At 29.3% G+C, this 12,890-nt stretch carries 8 protein-coding genes; 5 read left to right on the top strand and 3 right to left on the bottom strand.

Features of this window, described 5'->3' with window-relative positions; genetic code table 11:
• The first annotated feature begins 31 nt into the window (after positions 1-31).
• Positions 32-715 (top strand): SIR2 family NAD-dependent protein deacylase, encoded by a 684-nt coding sequence (locus ES045_RS03685; RefSeq protein ID WP_147112595.1) that lies wholly within the window; start codon positions 32-34, stop codon positions 713-715.
• A gap of 91 nt (positions 716-806) precedes the next feature.
• On the opposite strand, the gene ES045_RS03680 is transcribed toward ES045_RS03685, so the two are convergent.
• Positions 807-1,979, bottom strand: a complete 1,173-nt coding sequence (locus ES045_RS03680) for a response regulator (protein ID WP_147112593.1) — start codon at positions 1,977-1,979, stop codon at positions 807-809.
• A 164-nt stretch (positions 1,980-2,143) separates the two neighbouring features.
• Here ES045_RS03680 and ES045_RS03675 point away from each other — a divergent pair, with 164 nt between their 5' ends.
• From ES045_RS03675 to ES045_RS03665, 3 genes are read left to right on the top strand one after another with little or no spacing between them, the layout of a single operon-like run.
• Positions 2,144-5,233, top strand: a complete 3,090-nt coding sequence (locus tag ES045_RS03675; protein ID WP_147112590.1) for a hypothetical protein — start codon at positions 2,144-2,146, stop codon at positions 5,231-5,233.
• Positions 5,233-6,444, top strand: a complete 1,212-nt coding sequence (locus ES045_RS03670; protein ID WP_147112586.1) for a hypothetical protein — start codon at positions 5,233-5,235, stop codon at positions 6,442-6,444. The genes ES045_RS03675 and ES045_RS03670 overlap by 1 nt, the downstream gene beginning before the upstream one ends.
• Entirely contained in the window at positions 6,441-7,958 is a 1,518-nt protein-coding gene (locus ES045_RS03665; RefSeq protein ID WP_147112584.1) for a glycoside hydrolase family 2 TIM barrel-domain containing protein, read from the top strand. Before ES045_RS03670 ends, ES045_RS03665 begins: the two co-directional genes overlap by 4 nt.
• Positions 7,959-7,970: 12 nt before the next feature.
• Here the strand turns inward: ES045_RS03665 and ES045_RS03660 are convergent, their stop codons facing one another.
• Positions 7,971-9,152, bottom strand: a complete 1,182-nt coding sequence (locus ES045_RS03660; protein ID WP_147112581.1) for a glycosyltransferase — start codon at positions 9,150-9,152, stop codon at positions 7,971-7,973.
• A gap of 108 nt (positions 9,153-9,260) precedes the next feature.
• Complete coding sequence (locus ES045_RS03655; RefSeq protein ID WP_147112578.1) at positions 9,261-10,526, bottom strand: oligosaccharide flippase family protein; 1,266 nt, start codon at positions 10,524-10,526, stop codon at positions 9,261-9,263.
• A 283-nt stretch (positions 10,527-10,809) separates the two neighbouring features.
• On the opposite strand from ES045_RS03655, the gene ES045_RS03650 reads away from it, so the two are divergent.
• The gene (locus tag ES045_RS03650; protein ID WP_147113421.1) at positions 10,810-12,885 is read left to right on the top strand and encodes a tetratricopeptide repeat protein; all 2,076 of its coding nucleotides are present in this window, start codon (positions 10,810-10,812) and stop codon (positions 12,883-12,885) included.
• The last annotated feature ends 5 nt before the right edge of the window (positions 12,886-12,890 follow it).

Genomic DNA, 12,890 nt, shown 5'->3' with positions numbered 1-12,890 from the left:
TATTCATAAAAATACTCAAATCTTCAATTGAATGAAAAAACTAGTTATTTTAACAGGAGCAGGAATTTCTGCAGAAAGTGGTATACAAACGTTTAGAGATGCTGACGGTTTGTGGGAAGGTCATGATGTAATGGAAGTTGCTTCTCCCGAAGGTTATAAAGCAAACCCTACCTTAGTTTTAGATTTTTATAACAAGCGTAGAAAACAACTATTAGAAGTTTCTGCTAACAAAGCACATTCTAATTTAGTTACATTAGAAAATAATTTTGATGTTGAAATTGTCACGCAAAATGTAGATGATTTACACGAACGTGCAGGAAGCTCTAAGGTAACACATTTACATGGCGAACTTTTAAAAGTGAGAAGTTCTGTTAATGAAAACGATATTTTAGAATGGAAAGAGGACTTGGTTTTGGGTAATTTATGCAAAAAAAATAGTCAATTAAGACCTCATATTGTTTGGTTTGGAGAAATGGTACCAATGTTAGAAAAAGCCATTGAAATTACTCAAAAAGCAGATATTCTAGTAATTATTGGAACCTCTATGCAAGTATATCCGGCAGCAAGTTTAATTGATTATGTAAAACCGAATACACCCATTTATTTTATTGATCCCAAACCATCTGTTTCTATAAATAATTACAACAACTTAACAATTATTGAAGATGTAGCCAGTTCTGGCACTAATAAATTAATTGAATTATTAAAAGGTTAGAAATTATTTTAAGATAAAATCCTTTTTTATGTTTCTCGTCTTTACTTCTAAAAGAAGATAGGGTTCATATTCTTTTCCCTAAAATGCTCTGCTATTCTACTAAGACTTTATGTCCTTTATTTTTGCCTTCTCTATAGTACCAAGCAATTTGCCCTAATTGACCAACTATTTTTACAGAATCTTTCATAGATAATTTAGAACCATCTGCATGAATCCATCTTTTTAAAGGTTCTTCACACACTATTTCTTTTGCCTTTTCTAAGCCAAAATGAAGTGTTATTCTTCTAAATATTTCAACATCAAAAATCCATTGTGTTACAAATTTTTCACCAAAAGAGATATCAATTACGTCCTTATGGAAAATTTTAGCTCCACACTGAGTATCTTTAAAATCCATTTTTAAAATCTTTCTAATAATATAGTTTATGGATAAACTAATAACCTTTCTAGCAGATTCTTTCGTTATATTGGCTCCCATTCTACTAATTCTAGAACCACTAACTATCTTATAGTTAGAGTTTTCTATCGTTTTCACTAAGTCATCAAAATCTGCTAAATCTGTAGATAAATCTGCATCCAAAAAACCGATGTAATCCAGATCTTCTTGTTTTGCCATGTATAGCATTCCTTGTCTTACCGCTTCTGCTTTGCCTCCATTTTTCTCACAGTCATAAACGGTAATAAAATCCTCTCTTCCTTTTCTTAAATCATTTAAGACTTGTAACGTATTGTCTTTACTTCCATCATTTACAAAACATAAATGATAACCAGAGTTTTTAATAATAAAGTCTGTAAATTCTTTACTTAAAAGTCGTTTTTCTTCATCATAACAAGGTATCACAACACCAACACATCTTTGTTGAATTAAGACGTTTTTATATTTCTTCTCTTTATTCTTTGTTTCTGGTGCGCCAATTAGCCTTTTTGTTCTAGCACAAACTTCTTGTAAGCTTAACGGCTTTTTCATGTAATCATTTGCCCCCAACTCAAACCCTTGCGTAATCATGTCATCATCGGTATTACCAGACAAAATCATAATTGGGGTCTCTGGTTTTTTAGATGCTCGAATATGCTTTACAATTTCTAACCCAGAAATAGATGGCATATTAATATCTACAATGACTAGATCTGGCTGAAAAGAGTCATATAATTCAATTCCTTTTACTCCATCTGTTTCCGTAATAACTTCATATCCCATTTCCTTTAGTCTACTTGCTAATGGAATTAAAACTAATTTTTGATCATCAATTGCTAATATTTTCATCTTCTATTTGTTTGGCTAAAAACTCGTACAAAAGTACCTTGGATATCCTAATTCTTTTTAAATGTAAAGAACCTTAGTTGAAAGGTAAGATAGTAAAGTTAAATAAAAAAAAATAAACCTTAAAAGTTTTTATATTTACAATATTATAAGTCATCAATTTATCCATGAAAGAAAAATCTAATAAGTATCTAATTACAGCAATACTACTTGCTGTAATATTTCATGGATCTACAATTTTTTTTACACTAGAAACAACTTATGATGCATTAATTCATCTCTTTTTTGCAGATCACTATGCAAATAGTTGGTTTGAACCTTGGAACTATAAGTGGTATACTGGTTTTACGGTACAAAGTTATCCTCCTTTGGTGCATCAAACAATTGGAGCACTGTCTTTAATTGGTGGTTTAAAATTCGGACTTTTCACCGTTGGTTTAATTGCGATTGTTCTTTTTGTTACAGGTGCTTATCGATACTCTTTACTAATAACCGCTAATAAAACTGTTGCTGGTTATGCTGCTATTTTAGCCGTTTTTTCTTCCTCTTTTGTAGAAACCTTACATATTTTTGGCCAGCTGCCCAGTATTATTGGCGTTTCCATTTTAATGCACGCTTTACCAGAAATTTATTTATGGCTTAAAACAGGTAAATACAAGTTCTTTTTCACATCACTTTCATTAATTGCTGTTACAGTTACCTCGCATCATGTGACTCCTATCTTCGGAATGTTATTTTTTATATTTCCTTTAATTGGAACCGTAATTATGGATGTTGCTAGAGAAAAAGTAAACTCATACAAAGAAGTTACTTTTTCTCTATTTCTGAAGACATTTTTTAAACAATTGAAACGAAACTTAACCTTTGGTTTTTCATCATTACTTCTTATTATATTTTGCATTTTTCCTTATTGGTTAAACTCTAAAAAAAACCCGATAACTCAAGTACCAATTCCGCATGGGTCTAGAGACAACTTTCTAGAAATAACATCTTCTGGGTTGGTATTTTTTACGATTCCTTGGGGACTCTTACTTTTTATTTTACCGTATATTTTTTACAGATATTTTAGTAAAAGATACTTGTTCTTTGGATTGTCTTTTACCATGTTAGTTATTTTAGGAACGGGTGGTACAACGCCAATTCCAAAAATGATCTTGGGTGAAAATGCCTTTAATATTTTAACCTTGGATAGATTTACACTTTGGGCAACAATTATGTCGATTCCTATTTTTGGTGAATTTATTTACAGATTTGTAGAAGGAGATTTGAAAACATTGATACAAGAAAGGTTTGGTGCAGTATATCATCGTTTATTGGGCGGTCTTTTAGCTACTTTATATATTGCTATGGTTATTTTTACGATGAGTTTAGGGTACTTTAGACCCTCACAACCTCAAAAAATAAAAATGTTGCCTATTGTGAATTTTCTAAGTCAAGATTCACATGATCAATGGCGTTATTTAACGCTAGGTTTTGGAGATCAAATGGCATGGTTAGCTGCACAAACAAATGCGATGAGTGTAGATGGTAATTATCATTCTGCAAGACGTTTGCCAGAGCTTACAACAAGACCCATAGAACGTTTAGAAAATTCTAAATTTAAGGGAGTTGCTGGTATTGGCTCTCTACAACAATTTTTAACTACACCTGAAAAGTATAATTTAAAATATATTTTTTCGAATGATAAATTTTATGACCCTGTGTTGTTTTTCTGCGGATGGCAGCGTTTATCGCAATTAGAAAACGGAATTATGGTTTGGGAAAAATTAAACGTCCCTCCTGTTTCTTCAATTTTACCAAAAGAAGATGTGGCTACTTGGATAAAAATAGTTTGGGGAGTAATTCCGTTTTTAACGGTACTTATTGCCTTTATTTTAAATATTCAATCCTTATTTGTAAATGGTTTAAAAACGAAAGTGAAAGAGAAACCTGCCTACTTTAAATTTCAAAATAATTACACCAAATTTCCTAGCATTGTTTTAAAAGTATTTCATATTTGGGCAGTAGTTTTAATCGCTCTTATAATATACGCTTCTTACCTATTTTATATTAAAAACGACACCCAAAGATCCCCTAAAAATGTTGTTAATGCTTATTATGATGCGTTAGATTTTAAAGAATTAAATAAAAGTTATAGTTATATAGATCCTAAAAGTGGTGTAAGTCGCGCTCAATATTTATTAGAAATATCTGTAACAGATGGTTTGTTAAGTTCGTATGCAAAATTAGATGCAATCACCACAGAGATCACCAAAAAAACAGATAGTTTAGCAACTTTAAAAGTAGAAACAAAATGGATTACTCCTTTAGAAAAACTATCGAAAACAACATTTAAAACAGCTGTTAAAAGAAATGGAAAATGGTTTTTAAAACCAGAAAGAAAGTCTATCGATTTACCACCAGATCAATTATATTCTAGAAATACTACAGGCTATTTTAATCAAGGAAGAAGAAGAATTACAACAGAACAAACGCACCACGAAGATGTTTTAAAACAACCTGTATTAGAAATTGTTTCTGCTAAATTAATAAAATTTAACAAGCGATATGCCATTATAGGGGAAGTACAAAATATAGACAATGTACCTGCAGATGTTGTATTAAAAGGAACACTTTATAATGATGCTAATAAAGAATTGGCAACTTACAATGCTAAACATATAATAAAGCATAAGTTAATGCCTAAAGAAATAAGTGCTTTTAGAATTAATTTTGAAGGCATTGCATGGTCTAAAACAAAGGATTCCATTCCTAAAACATTTAATCCTGATGAATTTACACCTATAGAATTAAGTGAACAACCAACTAAGTTTAACTTGCAAGCTGCAGGAAATGTTTCAAATTCAGATTTATTTAAAGACATTGCTTTGAGTAATTTAAACGTTTCTTCAAAATTTATAGATGGAACTTTATTTAACAGTGGTATTCAAGAAATAACAGTTCCTCAAGTAATTATAACCTTTTACAACGAGGAAAAAGAAATGATTTGGGTAGATAATTTATTTTTAATAGAAGGAATTCGACAAGAACGAAAATTACGTTTTCAATATGCGATTCCTATAAACCCAATAATTATAACCATAAACGATGATATGAGCTTCTGTTTTGTAAATGGTTTGCCCAATAAAGATATTGCTGGTAAAATTTTACCGAATAGGAAAAGAAACCATACCACAGATAAATTACAAAAGGTCAACCATCCTTTGTTTGGCTATATAAAAATAGAATTAAATAATTACATTGGTAATCCTAAATAATGAAATTAAAAAAGCTTTTTTTTCTACTATTTTTTCAACTAATATTAACTTCTTTTCACGCACAAGAGGCCAATATTAGCAATGCTATCCGATTAATATCTACAACTAAGGAATTTATTGCAGGTGCTAAAATTATTCTAGAATTTAAAGTAGAAAAAGAAACCAAGTTTCAATTATATTGTTCCAATAGTTATGGGTCTAGCATTATAGAATCAGAAAATTCGGGCAATAAAATATCCTTTGAAATTCCTGAATTTTTAACCAAAAAAAGAGGTGTTTTATCTTGGGAAGTTCTCGCTACAAAAGAAAAAGTTTCTGGTAATATTACAATTCTTTCAATACAAAAACCAGTTACTATAGAAACCTATTTAGGGCCACCAAGTATAGATGCTGGCGCAGTAGACTATACAATGTTGGTTGTTATACCAACCGATAGCCTAGACAATCCTATTAGAGATAATAGTAAAGTTTTGGTGAAACATCAATTTTTAAAATCAGAAAAAGAAACAGCTATTTACACTGATAAATTAATCGGTTATAAAAATATTTTTTCTCCTTTAAAAAGTGGTAGAATAATTATTTCTTCAGAATCATTTGGTTTGAATTCTAAAGAATTTGATGTAAACGTTATGCCAGCAATTGCAACTAATTTTAAATTATTTGTGAATAGAAATCATGAATATGCAGACGGAAATCAAATAACAACTTTTTACACGTCTGTTATAAAAGATAAAAATAATAACATTGTTAGTGATGGTAGTTTTGTAGAGTTTTTTATCAGAAATAAAACTAAAAATATTTTAAAAACTTTTGGAACAACAATTAACGGAATTGCAAAAGCAAAAATGATACACCCAGATTACGAAGAAAAATGGAAAGTAAAAGCGTATTTTATTGGCATTGCTGAAAGTAATGTTTTAGAGGTAAACTATAAAAAAGTAATTGAAGATTATATGGTTTCTTTCTCAGAAAATAATAGAAAAATAAAGGTAGGGCCTTTAAAAAGTTTTATGAATCAGACAATACCAGATGGTTTGTCTGTAAAATTAGCTATTTATCAAAATAACATACTAATTAAGCAGCTCTATGAGGAGTCTAAAAACGGATTTACAGAATTTTATTTAGATCCGAATATTTTTGAGAATAATTCTTATAAAATAATTACTGAAACTGCAGGTATCCAAAAAGAATTTAAAGAGATAAAACTATGATAAAAACAAATAAGCAAATTATTAGAGGCACATTAATGCTTACTTACCTTTTAATCATTGCAATTCTATTATTCTTAGTAAGCTCTTTATATAGTTTTTTAAATACAGGTGCAGACAGAAGTAAAATGTTGCACACAGAAGTAAAAAAAGTAGAACAATATTTACCGAAAATAGTATGGAAAGATGACGGTAATGAAGGCAGAACCATTAGTCAACAAAAAATAAGTGCAGTAGAAAACGATTATTTAGATGCTTGGTATGTAAAGCAAATTGCCTACAAAACAAACACGCAAGCAGGCATCTCAGATTATTACACCAAAAACTCAAGAAAAAATATTTATGACATTCTAAAATATAATAAATTAAACAAAATATCTATAGATGCAACAACTTTAGAACACCATTTAGATATTGAGTTTTTTAGTGAAGACGGACAATTAATTGTTTTAAAAGATAGCAATGCTATAGAGTATAAACAGGTTTTTAAAAATGAAAAATTAATTTTAGAAGCGACTGAAGTTTCAAGTTATAGAGCTGTTCTTTTATTAGAAGATGGTTTTTGGCGTATCCGCCATATGGTAAAAGAAGCTTCGGAGAAATTTAAAAATACTACTCAAAAAAACTTCATCGCTTTTACAAATATTAAGGGGATAAACTATTACCCACAGGCAACTCCTTGGAACATGTATGGAGACGATTTTGACATCAATATTATTGAAAATGATTTTAAAATTATTAAAAATGCAGGTTTAAATTCTATTCGAATTTTTGTGCCTTATGTAGATTTTGGGAAAGCAAATGTAAAATTAGATAAGTTAGAAAAACTTCAAAAAGTATTAGATACCGCTCAAAAAAAAGGTTTAAAAGTTGTTGTTACCTTATTTGATTTTTATGGAAATTATGATGTGTTAGATTGGACATTAAATCACAGACATGCAGAGAAAATAGTAGAAAATTTTAAAGATCATGAAGCTATTTTAGCTTGGGATATTAAAAATGAACCCAATTTAGATTTTAACTCTAGAGGAAAAGAAAATGTAATTGCTTGGTTAGATTATATGATTATTGTAATAAAATCTATTGATAAAAAACACCCGGTAACCATTGGTTGGTCTAATACAAAAAGTGCTACAATTTTAAAGGACAAAGTAGATGTAGTTTCTTTTCATTATTATGAAGATCTGGCTAATTTTGAAAACGAATATCTAGCATTACAAGAAGAAATAAAAGACAAACCAATCATTTTACAAGAGTTTGGATTGTCTTCTTATGGGGGTTTTTGGAGGCCTTTTGTTGGCTCAGAAAAAAAACAAGCAAACTACTATGAGGAAATTCAAAAAATCATGACAAAAAACTCGATTCCTTTTATGTCCTGGACTTTGTATGATTTTGATGTTGTTCCAAAAGAAGTCTTAGGTAGACTTCCTTGGCGCACGAATCCTCAGAAAAAATTTGGCTTTATCAATAATAAAGGCGAAAAAAAACTATCTTTTAAATATATATCTAAGGAATAGATTCAATAAAAATTATTTCTTTTTAGCTATAATTTTATGAAATTCTTCTAAATAAATATCAGTAATTCTATCCATAGGAAAAGCAGTTGCTGCCTTATAATTTGTTTCTCCTAACTCAATTCTATAAGCATCATTCGTTACAATTGCTTTAATTGCATTTGCCAAACTTTGTACACTTTCTGGCTCAAAAAACTCACCTCTATATCCTTCGTCTTCAATCAAAGTAGTTAAATCCCCCAAATTTGGCATTACTACTGCCCTACCATAGCTTCCTGCTTGGTGCAAAACGCCAGAACTTCCTGTGGTAGATGTATAAGGAAAAACAACAACAGCACTTTCTGTAAACAACGGTGCTACCTCTACTTCTTCTACATAACCTGTAAAAATAAGCTGTGGTACCTGCTTGTATTTTTCTTTCGCGTTTGCTAAATAACCTGGTACATTTGGGTTGTCTGTTCCTGCAATTATAATCTCTAAATCTAAGCCTGTTTCTTTTCTTACAAGTTCTACCGCTTCAATCATAGACTCTACTTTTTTGTACGTTCCAAATTTACCGAAAGTCATTATTTTTAAAGGGCCTTCAGGTAATTTCTGCGAAGGATTTTCTGGTATTTCAAAAGTTCCGTGAGGAATCATTTTTACATTATCTACCTTATATTTATCCTTTAAAGTGGTTACATATTTATCCATAGTAACAGCTACTAAATCTGCTTTTAGAATCATTTTGGTTAATGAAGTTCCTATGAAATTATATGCTTTTTGGACTAATTTATTCGATGTAAAGCCTGCACTTTCTAAGTCTACTTGTTCTAAAATATTGTGTAATAAAACTATTGTCGGTATTTTTTTAATTCTACACACCATTGGAATTGCCAAACCTAAAGCAGCGGCCACTTTTTTATCACCAAATTTCATGAACTGTAAATTAAACAAAATTGCGTCTGGTGTTGTTTCATTAATTGCTTTGGTAACATTTACAATATTTGTATAACTGTTAAACTTCCAACATTCTTTCACTGTAATCTTACAGCCATCTTGCTCAAAATGAATATCTTTTTTTCCTGGAGTTGCATCTGTTAAAAGAATTAATTCTGTTATTTCTTTCTTTTGTCTAAAACTTTTTACTAAATGATATGCATATTCATTTAAAGTTACTTTACTTGGAGGATATGCAGTTACAATGGCTAATTTCATATTGTTTTTTTAAGTTATATTATAAATTTCAAACTCTTACTTTATTTTTTTGTAAAACTGTTTAAAGGCAGTTGTATAGAGATGAATGAAAAATAGGTCTAGATATTATTATTTTATTTCCTTTATTGATTTCGGCACTTTAGAATCTTTAAAAAAGAAGAAACTAAGCTGCACTATTAACAGTAAAACCATCGCAATTATTTGCACGTGCACCACCTGCTCCAATGTTTCATGGTAAAGCACCAATAGAACTATTTGTAACATTCCAAAAATACCAGAAAGTACTACAGGTACATACTTATCTAATGACAAATAATAGTATGCAAATATGTTTGAAATTGCAAAAATACCCGTTGCAGAAGCATATTTCCATAACAACCCTGAAACTGACACATACTCGCTGCCAAATAAAAGACTGATAATTTCATTAGGAAAGAAAAAACAACTCACAACAATTGCAGTCGCTATAAAAGCAATATAGCCAACATATTTTAATAAAATAGGTAGCGTTGGTTTTCCTTCTTTTTTAAGTTGGACTACCGTTGGTAATAATAACATTACAAACATCCAAGCAATAAAATAGACAACTCTACCTATTAATGCTAAAGAAGCGTATAAACCTGCTTCATAAGATTCAAAATAATGTTTTACCAATAAAATATCACTATTATTAATGATGATTTGTGTAAGCTCGTAAAAAGCGGTAATGATAAAGAATTTCTTAACTAGCTTTTGGTTAACAACATCTAAATTAAAAGGTTTAAATAAAGAAAAATTACTACTTTTAAAAGGAATTAATCCGAATACAAAAGAACAAAAAATGCCAATTGCTATAATTAAAGATGAATCTATTTCTAGAAAATATAGTAAAGCAAAAGTTAGTAATAAACGACTAATCATTTCTGATTGATATGTTAATGACAACGATTTTAACTCTTGCTTTCCTTGAAAAACACCTCTATTTACGCTCATTAAAAAATAAAATGGAACTCCAAATCCGAAAATCACGAACATTGTCGCAGAAGTTGTTTTAAAAAAATATTGCAATTGTGATGAAAAAAGAATGATTGCAATCCCTAAAAAGATACCTGTAAATAAAGCATTCTTATATATCTTAGAAATAAAACCACTAAATATCGAATCTTCAAATAGCACAGAAAATTTAGCAGTTACCAATTGAAAAGTCATAGCTACAAAAGATAACACTAATAAAAAGGTAATTAAGATTGCCGCATCTGCAAATTTCTCCGGCCCTAAGACTCTACCTAAAACCAGATTATACAGGTAATTTCCTCCATTCACCAAAAGAACGCTAAGCATAAATAATTGTTCTGGCTTAACACCTTTTTTCACAAATCTTATAATTGCTTGCATGACTTCTTTTGTTTTATTTAACTACTTTTATGTGTTGAAAATAATAATAAAATTCATTAAAACAGTAAACAACAGGATAAAATAATTATTTATTATTTTGCATTATCATAGAATATCTTGTTTTTCTAAATTTTTAGGATTAAAGTGAGTCGTTTTTTATTCTTAACAAACAAATTATTATATTCATACTCTAAAAATAATATTTATCATTGAAAACAACTTTATATAGTAAAATGATAAAATACTAATGCTTAACTTGCCTTTACAATAAACACCTATAATGATGAAATTAATATATTCTACTCTTTTGTTCCTTATTTTTTTTAGTTTGAACAGCTTTGGTCAAGACATGAAAGAAGGATTTACCTATTTAGAAACCGGTAAATACAAACAAGCAGAAGTTTTTTTTAAAGAAATACTAAAAGAATATCCTACAAATAAAACAGCAAGACTCTGTTATGGTAGAGCGATTGGTTTAAAAGGTGATGCTGAAAAAGCTGTTACTATTTTTACGAACCTTCTAAAAGACTACCCTACAGATTTTGAGGTAAAATTGAATTATGGAGAATCTTTACTTTGGAGTAAAAATTACTTGAAAGCTAAAGGATATTATAAAATATTATTGGAAGAAAACGATAAAAGTTTTCCTGCATTGTTAGGTTATGCAAACACACTATCTAATTTAAAAGAGTTTGAAGAAGCTTTAGTTTACGTAGACAAAGCTTTAAAAGTTTTACCAGGTAATCCTAATGCGTTGGTTTCTAAAAAATATATGAGACTAGGTTTAGCGAACAAAAAAATTCAAACCAAAGAATATAATGTTTCAGAAGCATTGCTAAAAGAAAATTTAGAAACCTTTAAGAATGATAAAGAAACATTATTAAATCTTGCTAATTTATATTTAATTTCTAATCAAATTGATAAGGCTAAAAGTACTTATGAACTTATTGGAGAAAATACAGAGAATAAATTGACTTCTTTAAATGGAATTGCATTAGCGTATCATTTAAATGGTGATGACAAAACTGCTTTAAATATTAGTGAAAAAGCTTTGAAAAGTATCGATGCAAATACTACAGAAACATTAAAAAATCAAACAACAGAAAGATACATACAGGCTTTAATTTGGAATAAAAAATATACACCAGCAGCAACGGAAATCGACAAACTTTTAGATGATAATAAAGCTCCTGAAAATTGGATGTTATCTTTAAGAGCAACACTTAATATTTATAAAAGTGATTTTAAAAAGAGTTTAGAAGATTATAACCTAATCTTAAAAAAAGACAGCGCTTCTTTTGATGGCAACTTAGGGAAGGCAAATACTTTAAAAGCATCTGGTTATTATAAGAAAGCTTACAAAAGTGCAGAAAACACCTTAATATTTTATAAAAACCAGAAAGATGCGATGAACTTCGTAAAACAATTAGACTTAAGCTTTACACCTTTTGTAGAAACAAAAGTTTCTTATTCCTATGATAATGGAGACAATAAAGCAAATGCATATGACATTAATGCTGAAATTCCTTTTTCTACAAAGTTTAAAGTTTTAGCTAATTATAACTATAGAGTCACTTCTAATGATGTTACTAATTTAAAGGCAACAACAAATAATTTACTGTTAGGTGCTTCCTACCAGTTATTAAATAATGTTACCTTAAAAGGAAGTTTTGGGGTTACATCTTCAGATTCTGAGACTAGTAAATACAATCAATTATTAACAGACATTTCTATTAATATCAAACCTTTTAAACTTCAAAATCTAGAATTGGGTTATAAACGAGATATTCAAAATTTTAATGCGGCATTATTAGACAGAGAAATAGTACAAAACAACCTTATTCTAAATTATAGTTTGAATACTAATTTCAATTTAGGTTGGTTTACTCAATATTATTACACATTTCAAAGTGATGAAAATGCGAGAAACTTATTATTTACTTCTCTTTACTATAATATCTTAGAAAAGCCTGCTTTAAAAGCGGGTGTGAATTACCAAAATATTTCTTTTAAAAACCAAGTACCTACAATTTATTTTAGTCCAAGTAAATTTAATGCTATAGAAGTTTTTGTTAACATTATAAAAGATGAAACTGCTGCTAAAAATAAAGAATGGTTTTATGCATTAACTGCGGCTACTGGTTTGCAATATATAGAAGATGAAGAAAAACAAAGTACGTACAGAATTCAGGCGAAGTTGGGGTATAAATTCTCCGAATATGCGCTATTAAATTTTTATGGCACCCAAAGTAATATCGCTTCTGCAGTTGCAACTGCTGGTTCTGCTGGTTTTACGTATACCGAATTCGGATTGCGTTTTAAATGGATTTTTCTTAAAAAACCTTTTTTCAAAAAATAAAGGCA

The sequence above is a fragment of the Polaribacter sp. IC073 genome (assembly GCF_007997075.1).
Classification (GTDB): domain Bacteria; phylum Bacteroidota; class Bacteroidia; order Flavobacteriales; family Flavobacteriaceae; genus Polaribacter.
This window is presented reverse-complemented; position numbering and strand designations above follow the sequence as displayed.

Excerpts from the sequence above, each read along its gene's own strand:
- ES045_RS03685 (WP_147112595.1), top strand. The coding sequence starts at position 32 with ATGAAAAAACTAGTTATTTTAACAGGAGCAGGAATTTCTGCAGAAAGT.
- ES045_RS03680 (WP_147112593.1), bottom strand. The coding sequence starts at position 1,979 with ATGAAAATATTAGCAATTGATGATCAAAAATTAGTTTTAATTCCATTA.
- ES045_RS03675 (WP_147112590.1), top strand. The coding sequence starts at position 2,144 with ATGAAAGAAAAATCTAATAAGTATCTAATTACAGCAATACTACTTGCT.
- ES045_RS03670 (WP_147112586.1), top strand. The coding sequence starts at position 5,233 with ATGAAATTAAAAAAGCTTTTTTTTCTACTATTTTTTCAACTAATATTA.
- ES045_RS03665 (WP_147112584.1), top strand. The coding sequence starts at position 6,441 with ATGATAAAAACAAATAAGCAAATTATTAGAGGCACATTAATGCTTACT.
- ES045_RS03660 (WP_147112581.1), bottom strand. The coding sequence starts at position 9,152 with ATGAAATTAGCCATTGTAACTGCATATCCTCCAAGTAAAGTAACTTTA.
- ES045_RS03655 (WP_147112578.1), bottom strand. The coding sequence starts at position 10,526 with ATGCAAGCAATTATAAGATTTGTGAAAAAAGGTGTTAAGCCAGAACAA.
- ES045_RS03650 (WP_147113421.1), top strand. The coding sequence starts at position 10,810 with ATGAAATTAATATATTCTACTCTTTTGTTCCTTATTTTTTTTAGTTTG.